This window comes from Mucilaginibacter daejeonensis (assembly GCF_020783335.1).
Lineage (GTDB): Bacteria > Bacteroidota > Bacteroidia > Sphingobacteriales > Sphingobacteriaceae > Mucilaginibacter > Mucilaginibacter daejeonensis.
The window spans coordinates 3040500-3063734 of the sequence record NZ_CP086068.1; the positions used below are offsets into that span (position 1 = coordinate 3040500).

A 23235-nucleotide genomic window follows, 5' to 3' on the forward strand; every position below is an offset into this window, starting at 1 on the left:
CACATCATGAAACATACCGTTGAAATAATCTCTGTTAAACAGATCACTCATGATGTTAAAAAGTTCAGGCTAACAAAGCCCGCAGGTTATCGGTTTAACCCGGGGCAAGCTACCGAACTTTCGATCAACAGACCAGAATGGGCAAATGTCCTCCGTCCGTTTACGTTTACAAGTTTAAACTCAGAGAACTTTCTTGAATTTACCATCAAGATCTATCCGGATCATCATGGTATGACCGAACAATTAGACAAACTGGGCAAAGGTGATGAGTTGATCATTAATGATTCATGGGGTGCAATTGAATATAAAGGGCCCGGTTATTTTATCGCCGGTGGCGCAGGGATCACGCCTTTCTTGGCCATTTTAAAACAACTGCATCAATTTGGCCAGCTTAATGGGAACACTTTATTCTTTGCGAATAAGTCAAAGGGTGATATTATTCTTGAGGATGATCTTAAAGATATGTTGTGCAGCAAAGTAACATTTCTTATTAGCGGGAAAACAGAAGATTTATATTTGAATGAAAGGATCGGGTATGCATTTCTCAAAGAAAACGTCAATGACCCTAAGCAATATTTTTATATATGCGGGCCGGAGCAAATGGTGAACGATGTAAACGACATCTTATTAAGTATGGGCGTATCGCCGGATAGATTGGTTTACGAGAAGTAAACATGGTGTATTCAACAGTAATACACAACTCTCTAAGATTTTATAATGCGCCGCAAGCCTGCTAAATTTACCGCATGATACAGTTTGGGCCAGCATTGCAATCAGCGTTAGAAGAAAACAGCCACCGTAAACAGTTGCCTGCCGGCACGGTGCTGATGTCATCCAACAGTTATGTGCGGTCATTGCCGGTGCTTTTATCCGGCAGTATGCGGGTTATGCGGCAGGATGAGGACGGCCGCGAGATCCTTTTATATTACATCAAGCCCGGCGAAAGCTGTATCATGTCATTCCTGGCCGGGATACATGAGGATACCTCAAAAGTACGCCTGGAGGTAGAAGAAGATGCCGACGTCTTGATGCTGCCCATTACCAAAGCCAGCGAATGGGTAAAAAGCTATCCCGAATGGGCCGACTTTATTTTTAAACTTTACCACCAGCGTTTCGAAGAATTGCTTACTGTGATCAATGAGGTTGCCTTTCAAAAACTGGATGACCGTATTGTAGAACTGCTCAAGAAGAAAGCCGCAGTATTCAATTCCCATGAATTTCAGATCACTCACCAGCAATTGGCAGAAGAGTTGGGCACAACGCGCGAAGTAGTATCACGCTTGCTTAAGCAAATGGAAAAGAAGGAAATGATCTCCCTTTCCCGCAATAAGATCACTTTAAATTTCCCTGTGTAACATAAGTCACCAATTGCCGGGCTGAAAGCGGATAGCTTTGTTCAATCAATCATCAGGTTTTGGAAATAGCAGGTTACGCAGCTTCGGTTTTAATTGGTTTATCCCTTGGTTTAATAGGCGGCGGTGGCTCTATTCTCACCGTACCTATTCTCGTTTATTTTTTTGCTATCGATCCGGTGTTAGCGACCACTTACTCGTTATTTGTAGTTGGACTAACCAGTACCGCAGGTGCGGCCAGCCATTACCTAAAAAGCAATGTGGATGTTAAGACCGCGTTGATCTTTGGTTTACCATCCTTGGCCGCCGTATTTATCATGCGGAGATGGGTAATGCCGGTGATACCAATTCACTTATTTACGCTCGGACACTGGACTGTTACCAAAAGCATGCTGCTGATGCTGGTTTTTGCCGGTCTGATGCTGGCAGCATCCCTTTCCATGATCCGGAATAAAAAGGAAGATCGTGGTAGTTCCCTAGAGCTTAGTTATCCAAGATTAATTTTCCAGGCCATAGCTGTTGGCCTTATCACTGGTTTTGTAGGTGTTGGCGGTGGTTTTCTTATTATTCCATCGCTGGTATTGCTCGCAGGTTTACCGATGAAAAAAGCAGTGGGTACTTCGCTTATGGTAATGACCATTAGCTCGCTGCTGGGTGTATTGGGTGATATCACCGGGCATGTAGTAATAAATTATGCGTTTTTAGCTGTCTTTTCGGGTTTTGCCATTGCCGGTATCATCCTTGGCAGTTACCTCACGCGGTTCATTAGCGATACTCGCCTGAAGCCTGCCTTTGGCTGGTTTGTATTGGCTATGGGTATCTTTGTTTTAATAAGCACTTTAACTAACTCACATGGACATCATTAAACAACCGTGGCCCTGGTATGTAGCCGGGCCTTTAATAGGCCTCATCGTACCGGCGCTATTAATATTAGGTAACAAAACATTCGGTATCTCATCAACCTTACGGCAGATCTGCGCGGCTTGTATCCCGGCAAATATTTCCTTTTTTAAATACGACTGGAAGAAGGACACATGGAATTTGTTTTTTATTGCAGGCATCGTTATAGGCGGATTCATCGCCGCGCATTTATTGTCTAATCCCGGGCCGGTGGGCATCAATCCTAAAACCATTGTTGCCTTGCAGCAGCAGGGCATTAAAGATTTCAGCGGTTTACTGCCACAGGATATTTTTAGTTTCAAGGCGCTTACCACTTTAAAAGGGTTTGTATTTATGGTAATTGGCGGTTTGCTGGTCGGCTTTGGTACGCGCTATGCCGGCGGCTGTACTTCCGGCCATGCCATTATGGGGATCTCTTCTTTACAATGGCCTTCCCTGGTAGCTACCTGCTGCTTTATGATTGGCGGCTTCGTCATGACCTGGCTGATCTTACCTTATTTATTACAGCTATGAAGAATCTGAAGTTTTTACTGGTAGGGATATGTTTCGGTATCATCCTGATCAAATCCGAGGTGATCTCATGGTTCCGCATACAGGAAATGTTCCGTTTGCAATCCTTTCATATGTATGGCATCATCGGCAGCGCCATTGTAGTGGCCATGATCGCTATAGTATTGATCAAGCGCTTTAATATCAAAACGATCTATCAGGAACCTATTGTTATCCCGGACAAGAAATTTAACTGGGGATACGTTTATGGCGGATTGATCTTTGGATTAGGCTGGGCGCTTACCGGCGCGTGCCCCGGTCCGCTGTTCGCGCAGATCGGCAGCGGTATTTTGGTTACAACTGTAACGCTGCTGAGCGCTCTTGCAGGAACCTGGGTTTATGGTTTATTACGTGAAAAACTCCCTCATTGATATGAAGATCCAACAATTTGAAGATAAAGGCCTGTCGCATTATTCCTATGCGATATTAAGCGAATGCGAAAAAAAGATCGTGCTGATCGATCCATCAAGGGATATTACCTCATACCTCTCTTATACAAAAGCGCACGATGCAACAATAATTGGTGTGATCGAAACCCATCCGCACGCCGATTTTGTGAGCGGGCACCTGGAATTGCAACAGGTTACTGGAGCGGTCATTTATTGCTCTAAACTATTGGGCGCTGAATATGCCCATCAAACATTTGACGATGGCGATGAGCTCTCATTCGGCAAAATAAAACTCAAAGCCCTGAACACACCAGGGCATTCGCCGGATAGCATCAGCATTGTTTTAGCACATAATGGCCAGGATAAAGCCGTGTTTACCGGCGATACACTGTTCATTGGTGATTGCGGCAGGCCTGATCTGCGTGAGCAGGCCGGAAACCTCACTGCGAGGCGTGAGGAATTAGCCAAACAGATGTATCATTCACTGCGCGACAAATTGTTGGTGTTGGACGATGCGGTTTGGGTTTACCCGGCACATGGCGCAGGTACCTTATGCGGTAAAGCGCTAAGCGATGCTAATCGCAGCACTATCGGCGCAGAAAGAGCGGGCAACTGGTCGTTACAGGAAATGAGCGAAACTGAATTTGTGCAGACCTTGCTGGGAGATCAGCCATTCATACCAAAATACTTTGCTTATGATGTTGCCTTGAATAAGCATGGCGCACCACCATTACAACCAGCATTAGCTGGCGTTCCGGCCAAAAAACCGGTCGAGCTGAACAGCGAAATGTTTATTATCGACGCCCGCTCTGAACAGGAATTTAAAAAAGGACATTTGCCGGGATCGATCAATATTCAGGATGGCGGCAAATTTGAAACCTGGCTGGGCAGCATCATTGCTCCCAAAGAAGCTTTTTGTTTAGTAGCTGAAAACGAGGAGAATTTAAATCAATTGATCAGCAAAACCGCTAAAATCGGTTACGAAGCTTTTTTAGAAGCCGCATTTGTGATTGACGGAGGCCACGAACAAATGGCAGAACTGAATTTTGCTCATTTTGCTGCGCACCCGGAGCAATACACGATAGTCGATATCCGAAACGAAGCTGAAGTAAAAGCGCAGCCGGTTTTCCGGAATGCTCTTCCTATTCCACTATATGAATTGCGGGAGCGTTTAGCGGAAATTCCTTTAAGTAAACCTATTGTGGTGCATTGCGCCGGAGGCTACCGCAGTGCTGCCGGCAGCAGTATTGTTGCTAACGCATTTGATTCGAAAACCAACGTGTTCGATCTTAGTGAAGCGATCAAAAAGTTTATATCTTAACAATGGCTGATAAAAAAAAACACTGGGAAAACGTTTATGCTCATAAAAAGCTGACCGAAGTAAGCTGGTACGAAGAAAAGCCGGAAACCTCGTTAAGCATCATCAACAGTTTTGATCTTCCCAAGGATGCCGCCATTATCGACATTGGTGGCGGAGACAGCTTACTGGCCGATCATCTGTTGGAATTGGGTTACTCCAACATTACCGTATTGGATATTTCTGCCAAGGCTATTGACAGGGCGAAGTTACGGTTGGGTGATAAGGCCAACGGAATTAAATGGATCGTAAGTGATGTGCTGGATATGGAAATTGACGATCAATATGACCTTTGGCATGACCGGGCAGCATTTCATTTTTTGACCAATACAGCAGATCAAAGCAAATACGCTAAAGTGGCAGCTAAACATCTGACCAATAAAGGATGGCTCATCATCGGGACTTTTGGTTTAAATGGCCCAGAAAGGTGCAGCGGATTAGCTGTTGAATGTCATTCCCCTGCTTCGTTGTCGAATATTTTCCAGGAGCAGTTTCAATTAACTGGCAGTATGGAACATATTCATCATACACCTTTTGATACTGACCAGGTATTTAATTACAGTTGGTTTCAAATACTACCATAACCTGTGGTTATCGTTCATCGCCTTTTATGATAAAAATCATTACTAAATAAGGCGGAATTTTGGGGTATCAAAAATAAAGTATCATGAATACCCAACATCAGTTAACCCAGCCCCATACATTTCTTCACCTGAACGAAAACACCCGTAAGGTTATTTTTATACTTTGCGTATCCGTATGCCTAACACCATTTGTAAGCCCGGCCATCGCGCTGTTATTAGGTTTGGCGGTCGCACAATTATCCGGTCACCCGTACCTGCACTTAAATCATAAAGCGACTCACTTATTGCTGCAAGTTTCGGTGGTAGGGCTGGGTTTTGGCATGAATGTACACAGCGCCATGCAAGCCGGAAAAGAAGGCGTATTGTTTACCATCGCGTCTATCAGCAGTACATTATTATTCGGCTTTTTGATCGGCAAGTGGCTAAAAATTGAAAAGAAAACCTCGTATCTGATCTCCAACGGTACCGCTATTTGTGGCGGCAGCGCCATTGCCGCCATTTCTCCGGTGATCAAGGCCGAAGAAAAACAAATATCTGTTGCGTTGGGCTGTGTGTTTATTTTAAACTCTATAGCATTGTTTGTGTTCCCGGTTGCAGGGCATTACTTCAACTTATCGCAAACCCAATTTGGTTTATGGTGCGCTATTGCCATTCATGATACCAGCTCAGTAGTAGGCGCAGCCAGTAAATATGGTGCACATGCCTTAGAGGTAGCCACCACCGTTAAATTAGCCCGGGCACTGTGGATCGTGCCGATCGCTTTTCTATCAACCTTCCTGTTCAAAAACGATTCTAAAAAGGTAGCTATTCCTTATTTCATCGGGTTATTCATCCTGGCCATGATCGCCAACACTTATCTGCCCCTTGTAAAATTGATCAACCCCTACATGGTGATGATCGCGAAAGCTGGACTTACCTTAACATTATTCCTGATCGGTGCTGGTCTATCTCGCCAAGTACTGGCTTCAGTAGGATTTAAACCTTTGTTGCAGGGTGTGGTACTTTGGATACTAATCTCGACAAGCGCTTTGTATGCCATTATGCATTTGGCATAATTTCAAATAATAATGGCAGAATACTGTAAATAGCTTGATAGTGTTGGAAGCTATTTTGCACTTAAAAACATCAGTTATGTTTTTCCTCTGCTACTGGAGGGAATCAGGCTACCTTAATCGTATGAAGGGAATAAAAAGTAGATAATGGCGATAAGCGAAAACATTTACTGTATCAGCCGAAGGCTCAAAAGCGGAGTTATTGACCAAAGTATTCAATGTAGAAGGTTGAAACGCCGAAATTAACTGATCTCAAAACAAAGCCGGGCCTTCAAACTTTATGATTTATAAACGATGCATACTATCCAACAATCCTTACAGAATTTATCCTCCTGTTTTGGATGTTGTTTGGGGAATATTTTTTGGCTTCCTACTCTATGTCGCTATCAAAGCGTTTATTTCAACCCGAAACCGTATTGTCAAGGTTAGGTAGGAATAACGCAGGATCAGTTGGGGTTTCTAAAGGTTATTGTATTCATGCCGTATCGTCTAGTCGTATATTACTATGTAAATATCTCTTGGCTAATCCAAATTACAACATAGAAAACGCTGGGCACGCATGGTAAACGACATTAGCATAAGTTCCGTGAATGGGATTGATACTACGCAGCGATAACAGAGTTGATGATAGCTGCCAAGTTTTCTACATCAAAAGGCTTTTCTACAAATCGATCCGCACCGGCTTCCTTAGCGATCATTTTGCCATTGATAGCCGCTGAGAAAAGCACTACTGGGATACGTAAGAGTTGAGGCGTTTTTTTGATCTGTCTGGTCAGTTCATCTCCTGAAAAAGGCATCCAGATGTCTATCAGCATTACATCCGGTTTTTCCGCAATAGCCTGATCGATGACCTTGCTGCTATTGATCTGGGTGATGACCTCAAAACCCGAATACTCCAAAAGCATACTGGTCATATCCAGGATGTCTTTGTCATCATCACAAACCAAAACTTTACACATCGACTTCCTATTTAATAAGATAGAGCAATTATAATGCCTTTAGTTTAATGGGTCACGGGAATTTCAAACCAAAAAGTACTGCCGATGCCTAATTCACTTTCCGCGCCGATCTTACCGCCGTGCCGCTCAATGATCTCGCGGCATAGATACAAACCGATACCAAACCCCTTGGTGGTTTTCATATGTTCGCCCTCGACCCTATAGAAACGGTCAAAAACGTGTGGCAGGTCTTTAGCCGGAATGGCCATGCCCTCATCTTTGACGCAGACACGTACCTGTCCATCCCGGGTGGTAGCCGAAACGTTAATGATCGTTCCCTGCGGGGAATACTTGACCGCATTGTTAATCAAATTGATCAGCACCTGTTCTATTTTGTCCTCATCAGCCAGAACGGGTTACAAACCGATACCAAACCCCTTGGTGGTTTTCATATGTTCGCCCTCGACCCTATAGAAACGGTCAAAAACGTGTGGCAGGTCTTTAGCCGGAATGGCCATGCCCTCATCTTTGACGCAGACACGTACCTGTCCATCCCGGGTGGTAGCCGAAACGTTAATGATCGTTCCCTGCGGGGAATACTTGACCGCATTGTTAATCAAATTGATCAGCACCTGTTCTATTTTGTCCTCATCAGCCAGAACGGGTGTATGTTCTACCGGATGATAAATCACGGTATGCGTGGTGATTGTCGCTAACGATTCCGATTCAGCAGCCTTGACCAGCTCAGCCATATCAAAGGGTTTGTGATTGATCTGTATCTTTCCTTCGCCCATGCGTGCGACATCCAGGAATCCGGTGATCATGCTGCTCATTTTACCGACCTGCCGTTTGGCTTTTGCCGATACGTTGCCGGTGAATTGATCATTGTTCTTTCTCGCACTCATCTCCAGCATTTGCAGATAACCACTTAGTGAAGTTAAGGGTGAACGGAGTTCGTGGCTCACAATGCCGATAAAATCGATCCGGCGCTGTTCTTCCTGCTTTTGCTCGGTAATGTCCAGAACGGAGCCGATGAACCGGAGCGGTGTGCCCTCTTCACTAAACAAGGTGAGCTTACATCGAACTATTGTCCAAATTTTATTAGTTACTAATAAAAACGAGTATAGTCGTTGATATAAGGTATACAGATGTATTACTTACTTGGCAGTGTCTAATCGGACTGTATAAAAATCAAAACTTTAAATTATAACCAATAAACCCTATCTTTACATAAAGATTGAGACTATTTCAATTGATTTGAGCGGGTCTTTGAAGAGACCTATTTTTCAAAAACCGACATATAAGTGCGATAGGGGGTGAAAATAGTCAGGTTACATTTCCCTCCCTGAATAAGGGAGGCTTTTTAATGGTTCAATTACTATTGTTTATCATAACGTTCTTAAGCCACCATCCAGCAACAGCTCGCCGCCCACCATAAACTTAGAGTCGTCAGAGGCGAGGTATAGGAAGCCTTGCGCCATTTCATCAGTAGTTCCCATTCTTTTTACCGGCGTTGCTTGTGCCATATATGCTTTTGCTCCGGCAATTTCTTCCTGGCTGGCACCACTTCTTTCAAATACCGGGGTATCCACCGGTCCGGGAGATAAAACATTTACACGGATTTTGCGGTCAAGCAATTCTGCTGAGAAACTACGGGCCAGTGAACGTACAGCCGCTTTAGTTGCTGCGTAAGCAGCAATGGTAGGCAGGCCCTTTTCACTAACGGTTGAGCCTGTCAGAATAATGGAAGCACCATCTTTCAAGTATGGCAGTGCCTTCTGCACAGAGAAGAAAACACCTTTAAAATTAATATCGCTGGTCTGGTCGAACATTTCCTCGGTATAGTCGCTCAGTAGTCCTGTAACGTATACGCCGGCATTAATGACCAGAATATCAATCTTACCGAATGCCTGGTCTACCTTTTGGTAAAGTTGGTCGATTTGAGTCAGATATGCCGAATTACTTGCCACACCGATAGCATCATTGCCTATCTGGCTTATCGCGCTTTCCAGCGTTTGCTGGTTGCGGCCTGTAATGGCAACATGGGCGCCTTGTTGGGCAAATAACTGTGCAGTTGCTAATCCAATGCCGCTGTTACCACCGGTAATTACGGCTACTCTATTTTCTAACTTTTTCATGTCTTTTGTATGTTCTGATTGAACAATACAAAGGTGCACAGCCCTTGAAGGCTAAAGAATAGAGAAAATTCCCGCCTTTATGGAACTATTGCCCGGCGGAAAGCAAAGTTGCTTTAGCGTTTCGGAAATCAGACGGTGCGTAGCTGGTTTGTTTCTTAAAAAAGTTACTGAAATAGGAGGCATCGTCATATCCAAGGTCATAAGCAATCTCCTTGGCAGATTTGTCTGTGTACATCAGCAATCGTTTAGCCTCAAGTATAATACGGTCTTGTATTACCGTAAGCGGCGATTTATGATTGTACAAAGCGAAGTAGTTAGCTAACGTTTTGGGCGATTTATTCAACTGATCAGCATAAAACTGCACGGTATGCGCTTTGCGGTAATTATTTTCTACCATCAGGTTAAACTTTCGCAGTACATCCAGTTTATCATCTGTCAACGTTTGCTCTTTTAAGTACTGTTGTTTACCCAATCTGGTTACAATGATAATCAGGCGCTTCAGCATCATTTGCAGCATATCGCGCTGTATAGCGTCTTTGTCCTCAAACTCATCTATAAATACTTGCAGCAGCAGGTTGAGCTTTTTTTGTTGCTGCTCATCCAAAGCGATGAACATGGTCTCTGCAGAGCCGTAAAATAAAAAGCCTACGCAGCTCACTTCTTTATCATGATCTACGATGCAATAAAAGTTCCGGTTATATTGCCAGGCGATAATGTGTTCAGGCTTTTCAAATGTAAAAGTCTGGTTCACCATTAACGGCAGGATGGTTTGAGGCGGAAAGTTCTGTTGAATGCCATCAATAGTTACCGTCTGCGCTGGTCCATCATTCCAGGCAAGGGTTAGAAACTTGTCTTTACGATCCCGCTGAAAAAATAACCGGTCGAAGTTAGACTCGTGCAAGGTAAGATGCAATTCGCCTGCAGAAATAGGATCTACATAATGTAGCTTCATGTCACAAAGTTGGAAGTAGTCGCAAATATAATGTTGAAGTCGTTATCGAGTTAAAGTTGTTTTGGCCAGCCGACATAAGCGGAGAAGACACCTTAACAACAAAAACGATGACAATAATCTTTTCAGGTTACTATCATCGTTACTGCATCAATGCAAATATTATAGATCGTATCAGATCAATTTGTTATTTAGGCAAAGTTGCTAAGAAATCCAAAATGTCTGCGCCAATTTCATTAACATGAGTTTCCACGGCGAAATGGCCGGTGTTATAAAATTTGATTTTTGCATCAGGCAGGTCTTTTTTAAAGGCTTCGGCACCTGCCGGTAAAAAGTAGGGATCTTTACTGCCCCATACCGCAAGTAATTTAGGCTGATGCTCTTTAAAATATACATGGAACTTAGGGTATAGAGCCACATTGGTCCGGTAATCACCCAACAGATCGAGTTGTATCTCAACATTACCAGGGCGATCCAGAAAGTGCTGATCTAAAGTATAGGTTTCTGGCGCGATCAATGTTTTATCCTCAACACCTTCCTCATACTGCCACTTTGTAAGCTTTAAGGTAGTAAATTCACGTAGTGCGTCACGATTTTCCTGTGTAGGGTTTTGCCAGTACTTTTGAATAGGATTCCAGCCACTGCTTAATCCTTCTTCGTAAGCGTTACCATTTTGCGAAATAATACCGGTGATTTTTTCCGGATTATTCATTGCCAGACGGAAACCAACCGGGGCACCATAATCAAATACATAAACAGCAAAGCGCTTTAGTTTCAGCTCATCAATAAACCCTTGTATGGTTTTAGTCAGGTTGTCAAAGGTATAGGTGAATGCTTTGTGGTCAGGTGCGTCTGAGTAGCCAAAACCTGGCAGGTCCGGAGCAATTACATGATATTGTTTGCTAAGTATCGGGATGAGGTTCCTGAACATATGAGAAGATGTAGGATAGCCATGAAGCAGTAAGATCACAGGTGTATTTTGTGCTCCGGCCTCGCGGTAAAAAATATTAAGTCCATTTGCTCTAATGTTTCGGTAGTAAGTTTTTGGGGTGTTCATGATGGTATGTGTTTTAATAGTGGAAGGTTTTTGTGCGTAAACCGGCTTTAAGCAGGCTATTAGTGTAATAAGTATTAGTGTGATTTTTATATTTCGTTTCATGACCTTTTTTATGCCCTGAGTGGACGATACAAAAGTGTGTGAAGCGAACACGCAAACCGATAGAGAAACTTCCCGCCGGCATGTAAATTCTACCCGCTGATAAAAACGCTTGATACCCTATGGCTATGACAAATCGAGCAAATGATTTATCATGGGAAAAAACAATGGTGTAAACAGATATACTTGAGCTGTAGAGCAAATAATATTTGAGCCTTGGAGCAAATTTTCTGGCTAGTATTTTACTCATCTTTGTAACGTTATCAAGCATTATGGACGTTTTAAAGTTGAGTACCGATTGGGCTAAAGCAGAAATAGTTTCAGCAAGGCTTGTTTTGCTTTTTGGTGTTCTGATATTCCTGGTGGCTATAGGCTTTTGGCAGTTTGGCAGAACAGGGACGGCAAGAGCGTTCATTATTCCGTTATTCATTGCCGGGATATTAGTGGTGGCAGTTAGCGCTGGTCTATACCTGGCTAACAAACCCCGCCTAATTCAATTTCGTGATGAGTACCAAAAAGATCAACAGGCTTTTATGCAAAAAGAACTGGCACGTACTTTCAAATCACAGCAGGACTTTAAGATGGTTTTTAAAGCACTTCCCGCTATTATAATAGTTGCCGCACTAATCATCGTATTTGTTCCGGGCAGTATCTGGCGTGCAAGTGCAACCGTCACTATTTTACTGATGGCTTTTCTGATGTTGGTAGACAGCCAAACAGAAGCGCGGAATAATGCCTATAGGCAGGAGTTGCTAAATGTAAAACCATAAATTGATGCAACAGCCGATTAGCAAAATAATTGAGGAGCGTTTTGTTTACTCCTGTACTTTTCAAAAACAACGAGGGTACGAGCAGTTCGTTCCCGAGTGCCTGCTGGCTTACCAGGTGTCAGGAGAGACTGAGGTTCAACACCGGGATGGTACACTGTTATTAAAACCCGGTCAGTTGCTGCTGGCCCGAAGAAACCAGTTTACCAAGAGCATTAAACTACCAGGGAACAATGAACCCTATAAAGTTATCTCCGTAATCTTTCCTGTTCAGGTATTACAGCAATACGCTGCTGAAAAACACTATATTAAGAGGGATAAATACAATGGCCCTCCGAACCTGATATTAGAACCAGATGGTTTTCTTAAATCATATTTCAATTCCTTACTACCGTATTTAGAACAGGCAGAGCAGATAGATAAACCGTTAGGATTGCTTAAAACCACAGAAGCGCTCCATATCCTGTTGAAGCAGTACCCGGAACTAACTGATTTTCTATTCGATTTTACCGCCCCTTACAAAATGGAACTGGAAAAGTTTATGAACGAAAATTATCATTACAACGTACCGGTAGACATTTTTGCACGAATGACGGGCCGAAGCCTGGCTGGTTTCAAACGCGACTTTAAATCTGTCTTCAAAGAATCCCCACGGAAGTGGCTTTTGGAAAAACGTCTTTCAAAAGCTTGTTCGCTAATTATCAAGGGCGCGAAAAAGCCATCGGAGATCTATCTCGAATTAGGATTCGAAAACTTGTCACATTTCTACAAAGCGTTTAAACATAAATATGGCGTAACGCCAACTAATTATAAAATTAACGATCATGATTAATCAGGAACAGTTATTACAGGTGATGACCGACAAGCAAGCCATCCGCGAGCTTGTAGACCAGTATGCCTTTTGTGCAGACAGTCGCAATGCCCAGGGCCAGATGGCTCTTTTTACTGAAGACACGCATTTTGCAGTTTACATGGATAGCAAATCAGAACAACCTACGCAGGTTATCGGTAAACGTGAAGACTTATTTCCGGTGTTTGATAATTTAAATTCCTATCACGCTACCATGCACTTTAACGGACAGAATACAGTGAGCCTTAATGGAGATCATGCTACTGGTGTAGCCTATTGTATGGCACATCACCTGACTTTAGAAGGAGAAACTCAAAAATGGATGATCGCGGCTATCCGGTATTTGGATACGTACCGTAAATCTGATGGTAAGTGGTTTTTTGCCGAACGTAAACTCTTGGTAGACTGGATTGAAAATCGCTAACTGGCACTATAAACTAGTAATCATATGAAGGGTTTACCCTAGGGGGTTAAACAATACACTTCCGCCTTTAAACCTTCACTCCTGGCAATTAAAGAAGCATTCTAGATTGACAATGTCTGTGCAATATAGTCGGCGATGTAAAGGCGAAGGGTACGTGGGCCAGCTCCACACGTAGGACTATGAGCGGAGCATGCTGCAAAGTAATTTGTTCAATCAAATCTTGCAATCGTAGGAATACCGTAATTACGTTAATAGCACCACAAATACTATCTAAATTCTGTTAAAACATTCAATTGATTTACAACTGCATTTCGTATTTTTGGAGAGTCGTTAGGGCGTGTTACCTATGTAACTACCTTGAACGAGAAAGTCTTTGCAAACAGTTGATTATAAGCTGATTTAAGAAATAGGTTCGAGCCCAGGTGGGCGCACTTCCCGAGTATCGGGAACTTTTAAAACCCTCTAAATAGCTTATTTAGAGGGTTTTTGTTCTATTACAGTCCTTTTTTAATCTTTACAAATACTCCCCTTGCAACCCCATTTCGGCTACCTGTGACAGTTTCCATAGCGCTTAGTTGGGTAAGGCCACACTCGGTTAGAACATGCGAGACCTAAGATATTTAATGCTATTTAACGGTTAAAGAAGAATGGCACCCTATTCAAGGAGCTACTCGGTGAAGGCATCGACTTGGCCAAAACTATTCAAAAAGCACAAAATATATTCAACTAATATGGGAAAACGCAGATCGATATGGGTGGCATGGTCTACACTGGCGAGAAATGGTTAGACCTGTTCAAGAATATTATTGCACTCTTTTGTTTGCAGAAGTTGTTTATTTAACCTTTTCTTCACTTAGGCGTGGCAGAGCAAAATAAACGTATAACAATATGATGGGTATGATACTAAGCAGTACACTCCATAAACAAATGATCAATGCAACAAAGTGTAGTACTGGGGCAATTGCATATTCCTTTGTCAGAAGCCGGACAAGCCTTGGATCTGCATTTTCTTCTAAGAGTTGTTTCTTTCTTATCGCATACCACCAAACGCAGTTATAGAGCAATGTCATAAGCATTAAAGTGGCATGATAGATCAATGCTGCCGTTCTTTCGTCTGGTTTGCCAACATTCCTTGCCAACAACCCTGTGGTTAAGGACTGAAGTGTAACAAACATTAGAAAGAAAATATCCAGGATGAGCAGATACTGATCAGTCTGTTTATATAAATAAACATATTGTGATGATTTGCCCATGCAATGCATATAAATAGGAATGAAGCGGCGAATGCAGCATAATGGGGCCAATCCATAATGATCACCTGCACCAAGCCTGTTCCGGTTTCCGGTTTAGGCAATTCTGTGGCAAGCAACGTTGCTGCTATCGCTAAAACAGCGTCACTGAAATACTCCAGTCTGTCAGTTGGCCGATGGTTATGCATTAGAATCCCAATAGATTAATTTATGGTATTGGAAGTTGGCCAATAAAAAGGGAAGCCTGAATATTCATTTGCAGGCTCTCCTGATATATTGATCAAATTGTTTAAATACTTAAGCGGTTACTGCTTCGCGGTCTTCTGTTTGATTTTTTAGGGTACCTTGCTTGCCTGGTTTTAAGATCACCTTGGTCCAGCCTTTGTCGCGGGCATCAAAATGCTGGTACCCGTCTGGTGCGTCGTCCAATGAAAGTTCATGGGAAATGATAACCGATGGCTTGACCTTACCTGAAGAGATCAGACCACAAAGCTGACGGTTATAAGATTTCACGTTCGCCTGGCCAGTTGCAATGCTTTGCCCCTTTAACCAAAACTTACCGAAGTCGAAGTCCATGTGCCCTTCTTTAGCAAGAGGGTCTTCTGCCTTTGGGTCTGGTGCAACGAAGACCCCAACCACGCCAATGGAACCTGTGAACTTGACAGCTTGCACCAATTCGTTCATGGTTATATTATTGTGTTCGTGTCCGTGCTTATCACAACACTGATAACCTACGCATTCGCAGCCTCGGTCGGCTCCAACACCATTGGTGAGTTCCATGACCTGATCAACCGCTGATGCTTTTGAAAAGTCGATCGGTATGCCACCCAACTCTTCGGCTAATTTTAACCTGTCCGGATGGTCATCTACCACCATGATCTTGTTCGCACCTTTTATGCCCGCTGAGATGGTTGCCATCAAGCCCACCGGCCCGGCGCCATAGATGACCACGTTATCGCCGGGCTTGACGCCCGCCAACTGGGTGGCATGAAAACCAGTAGGAAAAATATCGGACAGCAGTACATAATCGTTTTCCTTCTCCTTAGCGTCTTCAGGCAGTTTTAAACAGTTGAAGTCGCCATACGGCACCCGCAGGTATTCAGCCTGCCCTCCGTCATATGGCCCCATTCCGGCAAACCCATAAGCAGCCCCCGCAAAACCAGGGTTCATCGTCAGGCAAAATGCAGTGAGTCCGCTTTCGCAATTTTTACAATGACCGCACCCGATATTAAATGGCATGCACACCATATCGCCGACCTTGATGTTCACCACCGCGTTGCCAACTTCTATGACCTCGCCGAGATTTTCGTGACCAAAAATGCGTCCTTCTTCCATGTTGGTTCTTCCTTCGTACATATGCAGATCAGAACCACAAATATTGGTCGTAGTGATCCTGACCAGTACATCAGTGGGTTGTTCAATTTTTGGATCGGGCACTTCTGACACTCTTACGTCTCTGGCGCCGTAATAAACTAATGCTTTCATAAAACTTTGATTAAGTGTATAATTTGTTTTTAATTGACAAGGCTTAATGGCCGTTAGACTCATCCGGCAGGAGCAAATACCGAACGCATGTTGTTGTTGGTTTTATCCTTGAACATCATATAACCTTCCTGCCCCATGTCTAATGAAAGTTTATGAGTAAGCAAATACGCCGGATCTACCTCTCCTTTAGCTACGATGTCCAGCAGCTTTGGAATATACCGCTGACCGAACTGCTGGCCCATTCTGAAAGTTAATCCTTTGTTCATCGCCGCACCCATAGGGAATTTATCAACAAATCCACCGTATACACCGATTATAGATACTGTTCCACCTTTGCGGCAAGCCATAATTGCCTGACGCAGTACGGCAGGCCTATCGTTCTGTAGCCTGGCATATTGCTTGGCATAGTCATAGATCTTTTCGATGCCGGTGCTATTGGCTTCCATACCAACGCAATCTATACAACGGTCCGGACCACGGCCGCCGGTCATGTCCTTCAGGGCCTGCAATACATCTACTTCTTTAAAGTTGAGTGTCTCCGCATTAGCCCTCACTCGCGCTTGTTCCAGACGGTAAGGGTATTGATCAATAGCGATCACTCGGCCTGCTCCCAATAACCAGGCACTATGCATGGCCATCAGGCCAACCCCACCGGCCCCCCATACTACGACCGTGTCACCTGGTTCAATACCTGCAAAGTCGGCAGCCATATACCCGGTAGGAAAAGCATCAGATGTAAATAGTGCTGATTCGTTACTTACACCATCAGGTACTTTGAAACAAGTGTTCTCGGCAAAGGGTATCCGGGTATACTCGGCATGACTGCCGGCATATCCGCCTAAAGCATGAGAGTAACCAAATATTCCTGCTACCGGATAGCCGTAAGCTTTCTCGGTCCATTCAGGTTCGGCATTGGAATTATCACACAACGAGTACTCCTCACGCTGACAGAACTCACAGCCCCCGCATGATAAAACGGAGCACACCACTACCCGGTCGCCTTTCTTCAGTTTCTTAACTTCCGGGCCAACCTCCACAATTTCACCCATAAATTCATGCCCGATGATATCACCCGCCCGCATCGCAGGTATGTAGCCACCTAACAGGTGTAGATCAGAGCCGCATACCGATGATAAAAAAACACGCACGATCGCATCCCGCGGATTCAAAATACTAGGATCTGGCACGCGCTCCGTACTTACTTTATTGATCCCTTCCCAACATATCGCTTTCATAATTAACTTGTTTAAGTAAAAAATCAGTTCAGTACTTTTCGTCTTTGCGGCCGGATGGCTGGCCGATAATGGTTGGGATCTCTACCGCTTCCAGTATTCGCTTGAAACGCCGCACATCTTGTTTGACAAGCTCTTTAAATGCCGGGTTGAGCAATTTGGCCGCCAGTTGCCCAGCGATCCCTAAAGGCGGATGGTAAGATAAAGTTGCTCGCACCACTGTACCCCGGCTGTTCAGAGTATCCGTAAAATGTACTTCACCTGAATTTTCGACTTCTGAGCCGGGTAGCGAACGCCAGGTGATATGGCTATTTTCTTCTTCCTGCTCTATTTGAGCATCCCATGCTATAGTGGCAAGTTTCTCTTTGGTGGTAACGTTTCGGGGAACTTTGGCCACCCAATGTGAGCGCTTGCCGTCTGTTTGCCTGACCTCTTCTAGGTACGTCATGAACTTAGGCAGGTTTTCGAGCTTACGCCAAAATTGGTACACCTCGTCACGTGGTTTTGATATGGTCACACTTGTTGTAACTTCAAAGCCCTCCGTATCCGCGTGTGCGGTATCTATTTGTAGTACTTTGTTGACGGGGCAGAAACCGGAGATTCCCCGTAACATCAGGTAAGTGCCTACAGTAGTTAAGCTTTTTCCAAGAACGGATGCTTTCTTGTTCCAGCCATTGTATACTAGTGCAGCACCTCCTAAGAGCGATAATAATCTGCCTGTCGTTCCTACATTAGTGAAATGTTTCGTTGACTCGTTTTTCTCTTCGCCCTTTGAGTCTGGAGGTGCAAATGTTTTCGTTGTATTTGCCATAATGAAAAAATGAGGTTATTGATCTTTATTAATAGCCGGTCTGATCTCCCGAATAGCGAGAGTCAGATAACACAAAAACTAAAATTGTCGACCTAACAACGGAAGGAATGATCGCTTGAAAAGCACGGTCGATGAGTAGCGGATAACGAGGTAACTTACAACCTATATGTTTACCAACAGAGCCTTTTCGATATTGTTTAACTTATTTTCTTCAAAAGAAAATAAGTTAAACTAGAATAGCAAATTTAGGATGAATAAAAAATAACCAAAGGAACCTGAGCGCCAGGAAGTAGGCTGAGCAAGCTGTATGTAATGGTCACTTTTAAACGAAAAAAGACGACCCCAATGAAATGACAAGTAGCTGTCAATGTGGAAACAGCAAAGGAGAGCTTTAATGGCGTGCAACTAGAATGAGGAGTCGTTCTCCGTGCAAGGAATAATCAGATAGTTGAAACATATTTATTTCTCATTGAGTTGTAAAAGCGGCCGCTTAACCAGTAAAGAGAAACAGCTATCATGAATAGCAAGATAACATCTCGGCCTTTCAACATATCTTGATAACTAACGTGGTGAAAAAGAAGAGATGGATCATAATAGGCTTAAGCTTGCTGTTGCTGGCGATATCTTTATTGAACATCATCCTTGCCCCTATCGCAGCCAAGAAACTAACAAAATTGGTGGAGGAAAAGAGTGATGGTAGATATTTCCTAAAATTTAAAAAGCTTGAACTTGACGTTTTTTCGGGTTATGCTTCGCTAAAAGGTATTCAACTGCTCCATCGGAAAGTTCAAGCAGATACCGCTGCCTTGGTGATCAACGGCACCGTCGGCGAGATCAAAGTGACAGGTGTTGGCTTGCTTCGGTTCTTGCTTCATAAACAACTGGTCGTCGATAGTCTTCATGTAGATCAGGCCGACCTTTCGCTAACGCTCCGACATAGGCCTGCAAGTAGAAATAAGAAAACTACATTATCTCAAAAGCTATCTCCATTTGCAAAAATCATCACTTTGGGCCACCTATCATTAACTAATATAGGTGTTCACTATAGGGATCGTACCGGACAAATTCAACGTGCAGACCTAAAGCGATCAGATCTTGAGGCCGACGATCTTTTGATCAAAGAAGGCGTAGAGAACGACACCACCCGAACTTTATTCAGCAAGAGTATCCGTGCGAGGATCGCGGATATTAGTGGCAGTACCCGTGAGAATGCCTATCGTTTTAGCCTTAAGCATGGCATGATGGCGACCAAGGCAAGGAATATACAGCTAAACGGCATCAAGCTTGAGCCACTGGAAGTAATGCCGTTCTTTAAAAAAATGCGAACGGACCGATTTCAGATGGCGCTCGATTCCCTGGAACTTCAAGAACTTGACCTCTGGAGTCTGTTTCAGCGAGGCACATTGCAGGCGCGTAATATCGCCGGATCTCACGGCAGTTTTGCGGTCTTTGGCAACCCAATGGGCAAACGCAGCCCGGGCGATCGTGCACTCAGCTTTCCCAACGCCGTGTTGCAAAATATGCGAAAAAGGATCAATATCGATACGGTGGATCTTTCTCATATCAACGTCCGGTATCAGGAGATGAAACGGTCTACCGGGAAGGTCGGTACCGTAGACTTCTTAAATACTGAAGGGCTTTTTACGCATATCACGAACGACCACCAAAGACTGCTTACCGATCCATGGTGTAAGATCCAGCTGAGAACGATGGTCATGGGCAAGGCAAAACTTTCTATGAATGTAAATTTCCATATGAACACCCCATTGTACCGATACGATATGGAAGGGCACATGGGATCAATGTCCGCACTCGACCTCAACCCGGTATCGGTGCCCTTAGCTGGCGTCCGCGTTACGAAAGGCGTTATCAACTCATTAGACTTTGTGATCCATGGAGACCGCCATAAAAGTACCGGTACCGTCTATACGCGTTATAAGGACATATATGTTGAAATGGTCCGCGAAAACAATGACCGTAAATTTTTGAAGACACTTTTGGTCAACACTTTTGTCCTTGAGCACAACAACCCTGCAACCCCTGGGAAGGAACCACGGTATGGCCAGGTTTCGCTTGAACGACCGCTGAGCGACCCCTTCTTTAAGACCATATGGAATACGCTGTTGACGGGTTTTAAGTCTTGCATAGGTATTACCCCGCCCGCCCCCCAGACCAAAGAAAAAGTATCGCTCCCTAAAAAGATATTCAGAGCGATCGGCGACCTATTCAAGAAACACGATTAGCTCTCAACATAGGATAAGAGGCGATCGACAGACCTATTATCGAAAGCCGCACGAATCAAGTTCTACCCGGCGTGATCAGGATGCTGTTGAGCAGAATAATTTGGCTAGCATCAATGGGCCGCGTTTGGTCAGCATGGCACACCCTAATACAGCACTAAGTAGTTGTGACTTGAGCTTCCGCACCCCTTCCCTACTATGAAACAAAGATGCCAGCTATGCCTTTGACGCGTCAGCGTAAAGATATAAGGGATAATAAGTGATTCGCTGATCAGGTATCGATACAAGTCTATTTGATGCTTTACAGGGCCAATAACGATCGCCGATCTGATCACTAAACAAAGACTATAGAAGCACTAAAAAGTTGAAGTAAAATGAAGACGCATAGATCAACAGGTCACTCGAAAAGGTAACCGCTATAAGCTAAGCCTTTTGCTACGCTTTGGAAGTTATCGCCCGACCTGAGTTCCACATGTGGTAGTCTTTCCCTGAACAGCTTTTGTATGCTGCCCACCTGAGAGGTGCCGCCTGTAAGGAAAAGGGTTTGCACATCGCCGGCGGCTATATTATGCTGGGTCATAAAAGCCTCCAGTGCAGTAATGATCCGGTCAACTTCTTTGGCGATCACCTGCTCATACTCAGTTAAGGTCACCACTTCCTCCATATCGATGCCCATTTGGTGATAACTGAACGGTGCGGAAACGGTACCGGATAAAGTGATCTTGGTTCGTTCAATAGCGCGGAATACCGAGTAGCCCAGATTGTTCTCCAGCAGCGTGATCAGGTTCTTGAATTTTTGATCTTTACCCGAGTAATGGTAGTAATTTTCAATATCTTTTTGGATGCGCAGGCTGTTAAAAAAGTTCATTTGCTCCCACGAGCAAATATTGGCGAACAAGGCCTTTGGAACGGTCAAATATTTACCTGGCGCCGCTTGGTATTGTGTGTGCTTCCCAAAGTAGGGTGTTCCCTTCTCCCACATAAAGGCAGCATCCAGGCTGTCACCTCCAACATAGACCCCTCCGGTAGCTATCATATCCTTTTTACGGTCTTTACGGCCCGCCATTGCCGGATCAAGTATCAGGTAGGTAAAATCGGTAGTACCCCCACCCAGATCGGCCACTAATACGTTTTCCCGTTGGGTTAGCGTTCGCTCATAAGCAAAGGCAGCGCCTATGGGTTCGAACTGGTAGCGCACGTTCGTAAAGCCAGCCAATTCAACTGCCCTTTGAAGCCGGTTTTGTGCCAGGGTATCTTTCTGCGTATCGTCGTCATCAAAGAAGACCGGCCTGCCTATCACTGCTTTTTGGCAGTCTTGCTGTATAAGTTCATCCGCCTTTTGCTTAAGCTCTTTCAAGATGATCGCCACCAGGTCGGATGCATTGTAACGCTTGCCCTGTATACGGGTTTCAGTAAAACTGCTCTTAGAAAGTATCTGCTTCACCGATTTGATAAAGCGGCCTTTCATGCCATCGGCGAGATACGCAGTGATCGCTTCTTCACCGACCACATACCCGGCATTACGATCGGCATAAAAGTATATAAGGGACGGAATGATCAGTGTATGGCTGATCGCTCGAGCTTCTTCGTCATAAATGGCTAAGGCAGAATTGGTGGTCCCGAAATCAATTCCATATAAATAATTACTCATGGCACGTGCTAATAAAAAAGGCAACGAAGCTATGGAAAAATAGGAAACAAATAAAGTATTCCTGAACAAGCCGTTGTAAAAGAACAATAGTTGCTGCGGGTTGATGTTAACCGCTTAAAGATCTGCCAAATACCTGAAAATCGACAAAGTTAGTGTTTATTATGGGACACGAAGGAGCGTCGGCTACTATCAAATGAATTCAACAAGATGGAAATAGAAACAGCTGAACTCAGATACTTTACATTATCTTGCAATTGGATACTTAGCTCTAATGAACACTTACAATTTACCGGACGACCTTTTAGATGGTTCAGCGATCGACCCTAATGAGGTATTGATTCGGTGTTATACATCCACCAAGGATTCGGTCAAGAACAGAATCATACTTAATCAGAACATGATCAACTTATTGATCAGTGGCAAAAAAACGATCGTATATCCGGGATCTACCGCGGTTGTCAATGGCGGTGAGCTGGTCGTATTGTCTGCCGGTAATGTACTGACCTCTGAATTACTGACCGGAGAAGATAGCTTCAGCAGCCTTCTATTCTATTTTAGTAATGAAGTATTAGATCGCTTCCTGATCAAGTACCATAATTTACTTCCATCGAGTTCTAACCGCAAAGACAGTGGAAAAGCCTTCCTTATCTTCAAGCAAGACTTGTTCATCAAGCAATTTATTGCCTCAGTACAGGCATTGGTCAATACCGATGCTAAGTTGAGCCCGGAGATACGGCTGCTTAAAATAGAAGAGTTGCTTTTGTACCTATTACATGCCGATCCTGAACGTTTTAAAGCCATACATTATATCACGCATGACAAGGATGAACTACAACTGAAAAAAGTAGTAGACAGTCACGTAGGTCAGCCCATTACAGTAAGCGAATTGGCTTTTTTGTGCAATATGAGCACTTCAACCTTCAAAAGGCGATTCGGCGAGTTATACCATACCACTCCCCAGCAATGGCTTCTCGACCAGAAATTAAAAATGGCTGCGGACCTGCTGCGATCATCCAACGAAAGCCCTGCGACCGTGTACCTACAGGTCGGCTATCAAAACCACTCAAGCTTTACCGATGCTTTCAGGAACCTGTTCGGATGCACACCAAGTGAATACCAGCGATCGAACGTTACTCCGTAGCATTTGAACGCCTACCCATA

General features: G+C 44.0%; 26 protein-coding genes. 13 read left to right on the top strand and 13 right to left on the bottom strand.

The annotated features are described in order from the left end of the window. Positions 1-6 precede the first annotated feature (6 nt). The 8 genes from LLH06_RS12900 (at position 7) to LLH06_RS12935 (ending at position 6186) form a co-directional block, all read left to right on the top strand. A complete protein-coding gene (locus tag LLH06_RS12900) occupies positions 7-672 on the top strand; it encodes an FAD-binding oxidoreductase (protein WP_228169700.1) in 666 nt (221 codons plus the stop codon). 74 nt (positions 673-746) lie between these two features. Next, a complete protein-coding gene (locus tag LLH06_RS12905; protein WP_228169701.1) occupies positions 747-1355 on the top strand; it encodes a Crp/Fnr family transcriptional regulator in 609 nt (202 codons plus the stop codon). A 59-nt stretch (positions 1356-1414) separates the two neighbouring features. Further along, positions 1415-2218 carry a sulfite exporter TauE/SafE family protein gene (locus LLH06_RS12910; protein WP_228169702.1) on the top strand — a complete coding sequence of 268 codons (804 nt, stop codon included), beginning with the start codon at positions 1415-1417 and terminating at the stop codon, positions 2216-2218. Next, positions 2205-2765, top strand: coding sequence for a YeeE/YedE family protein (locus LLH06_RS12915; RefSeq protein WP_078346488.1), 561 nt, complete (start codon positions 2205-2207; stop codon positions 2763-2765). Before LLH06_RS12910 ends, LLH06_RS12915 begins: the two co-directional genes overlap by 14 nt. Continuing rightward, positions 2762-3172, top strand: a complete 411-nt coding sequence (locus tag LLH06_RS12920; RefSeq protein ID WP_202909713.1) for a DUF6691 family protein — start codon at positions 2762-2764, stop codon at positions 3170-3172. The genes LLH06_RS12915 and LLH06_RS12920 overlap by 4 nt, the downstream gene beginning before the upstream one ends. 1 nt (position 3173) lies before the next feature. Then, a complete protein-coding gene (locus LLH06_RS12925; protein ID WP_228169703.1) occupies positions 3174-4511 on the top strand; it encodes an MBL fold metallo-hydrolase in 1338 nt (445 codons plus the stop codon). Positions 4512-4513: 2 nt separating this feature from the next. After that, a complete protein-coding gene (locus LLH06_RS12930) occupies positions 4514-5131 on the top strand; it encodes a class I SAM-dependent methyltransferase (RefSeq protein ID WP_228169704.1) in 618 nt (205 codons plus the stop codon). A gap of 83 nt (positions 5132-5214) precedes the next feature. Next, on the top strand, positions 5215-6186 hold the full coding sequence (locus LLH06_RS12935; RefSeq protein ID WP_228169705.1) for a YeiH family protein: 972 nt from the start codon (positions 5215-5217) through the stop codon (positions 6184-6186). Between the two features lie 599 nt (positions 6187-6785). On the opposite strand, the gene LLH06_RS12940 is transcribed toward LLH06_RS12935, so the two are convergent. From LLH06_RS12940 to LLH06_RS12970, 7 genes are all read right to left on the bottom strand, one after another. Next, entirely contained in the window at positions 6786-7142 is a 357-nt protein-coding gene (locus LLH06_RS12940; RefSeq protein WP_228169706.1) for a response regulator, read from the bottom strand. 44 nt (positions 7143-7186) lie between these two features. Then, entirely contained in the window at positions 7187-7504 is a 318-nt protein-coding gene (locus tag LLH06_RS12945; RefSeq protein ID WP_394800279.1) for a sensor histidine kinase, read from the bottom strand. 33 nt (positions 7505-7537) lie between these two features. Further along, the gene (locus LLH06_RS12950) at positions 7538-8188 is read right to left on the bottom strand and encodes a sensor histidine kinase (RefSeq protein ID WP_228169707.1); all 651 of its coding nucleotides are present in this window, start codon (positions 8186-8188) and stop codon (positions 7538-7540) included. Positions 8189-8509: 321 nt separating this feature from the next. Then, the gene (locus LLH06_RS12955) at positions 8510-9259 is read right to left on the bottom strand and encodes an SDR family oxidoreductase (protein WP_228169708.1); all 750 of its coding nucleotides are present in this window, start codon (positions 9257-9259) and stop codon (positions 8510-8512) included. An 85-nt stretch (positions 9260-9344) separates the two neighbouring features. Next, entirely contained in the window at positions 9345-10211 is an 867-nt protein-coding gene (locus LLH06_RS12960) for a helix-turn-helix domain-containing protein (RefSeq protein WP_228169709.1), read from the bottom strand. A gap of 184 nt (positions 10212-10395) precedes the next feature. Continuing rightward, complete coding sequence (locus LLH06_RS12965; protein ID WP_228169710.1) at positions 10396-11265, bottom strand: alpha/beta fold hydrolase; 870 nt, start codon at positions 11263-11265, stop codon at positions 10396-10398. Between the two features lie 13 nt (positions 11266-11278). Continuing rightward, entirely contained in the window at positions 11279-11635 is a 357-nt protein-coding gene (locus tag LLH06_RS12970; RefSeq protein ID WP_228169711.1) for a hypothetical protein, read from the bottom strand. Position 11636: 1 nt separating this feature from the next. Between LLH06_RS12970 and LLH06_RS12975 the strand changes: the two genes are divergently transcribed. From LLH06_RS12975 to LLH06_RS12985, 3 genes are read left to right on the top strand one after another with little or no spacing between them, the layout of a single operon-like run. Then, on the top strand, positions 11637-12134 hold the full coding sequence (locus tag LLH06_RS12975; RefSeq protein WP_228169712.1) for a hypothetical protein: 498 nt from the start codon (positions 11637-11639) through the stop codon (positions 12132-12134). Positions 12135-12138: 4 nt separating this feature from the next. Continuing rightward, positions 12139-12963: a helix-turn-helix domain-containing protein gene (locus LLH06_RS12980; RefSeq protein ID WP_228169713.1), complete on the top strand. Its 825-nt coding sequence runs from the start codon at positions 12139-12141 to the stop codon at positions 12961-12963. Next, on the top strand, positions 12956-13405 hold the full coding sequence (locus LLH06_RS12985) for a nuclear transport factor 2 family protein (RefSeq protein ID WP_228169714.1): 450 nt from the start codon (positions 12956-12958) through the stop codon (positions 13403-13405). Before LLH06_RS12980 ends, LLH06_RS12985 begins: the two co-directional genes overlap by 8 nt. Positions 13406-14238: 833 nt before the next feature. Here LLH06_RS12985 and LLH06_RS12990 read toward each other — a convergent pair. The 5 genes from LLH06_RS12990 to LLH06_RS13005 form a co-directional block, all read right to left on the bottom strand. Beyond that, positions 14239-14658 (bottom strand): hypothetical protein, encoded by a 420-nt coding sequence (locus LLH06_RS12990; RefSeq protein WP_228169715.1) that lies wholly within the window; start codon positions 14656-14658, stop codon positions 14239-14241. After that, a complete protein-coding gene (locus LLH06_RS20805; RefSeq protein WP_394800280.1) occupies positions 14580-14843 on the bottom strand; it encodes a TMEM175 family protein in 264 nt (87 codons plus the stop codon). Before LLH06_RS20805 ends, LLH06_RS12990 begins: the two co-directional genes overlap by 79 nt. A 109-nt stretch (positions 14844-14952) precedes the next feature. Further along, positions 14953-16140: a glutathione-independent formaldehyde dehydrogenase gene (locus LLH06_RS12995; RefSeq protein WP_228169716.1), complete on the bottom strand. Its 1188-nt coding sequence runs from the start codon at positions 16138-16140 to the stop codon at positions 14953-14955. Between the two features lie 59 nt (positions 16141-16199). Continuing rightward, the gene (locus tag LLH06_RS13000; protein WP_228169717.1) at positions 16200-17375 is read right to left on the bottom strand and encodes a zinc-dependent alcohol dehydrogenase; all 1176 of its coding nucleotides are present in this window, start codon (positions 17373-17375) and stop codon (positions 16200-16202) included. A 28-nt stretch (positions 17376-17403) separates the two neighbouring features. After that, on the bottom strand, positions 17404-18183 hold the full coding sequence (locus LLH06_RS13005; RefSeq protein ID WP_228169718.1) for an SRPBCC family protein: 780 nt from the start codon (positions 18181-18183) through the stop codon (positions 17404-17406). A gap of 569 nt (positions 18184-18752) precedes the next feature. On the opposite strand from LLH06_RS13005, the gene LLH06_RS13010 reads away from it, so the two are divergent. Beyond that, on the top strand, positions 18753-20426 hold the full coding sequence (locus LLH06_RS13010; RefSeq protein WP_228169719.1) for an AsmA family protein: 1674 nt from the start codon (positions 18753-18755) through the stop codon (positions 20424-20426). A 394-nt stretch (positions 20427-20820) separates the two neighbouring features. Here LLH06_RS13010 and LLH06_RS13015 read toward each other — a convergent pair whose 3' ends face one another. Next, positions 20821-22074, bottom strand: a complete 1254-nt coding sequence (locus LLH06_RS13015; protein ID WP_228169720.1) for an Hsp70 family protein — start codon at positions 22072-22074, stop codon at positions 20821-20823. Positions 22075-22345: 271 nt separating this feature from the next. On the opposite strand from LLH06_RS13015, the gene LLH06_RS13020 reads away from it, so the two are divergent. Further along, the gene (locus LLH06_RS13020; RefSeq protein ID WP_228169721.1) at positions 22346-23215 is read left to right on the top strand and encodes a helix-turn-helix domain-containing protein; all 870 of its coding nucleotides are present in this window, start codon (positions 22346-22348) and stop codon (positions 23213-23215) included. Positions 23216-23235 lie beyond the last annotated feature (20 nt).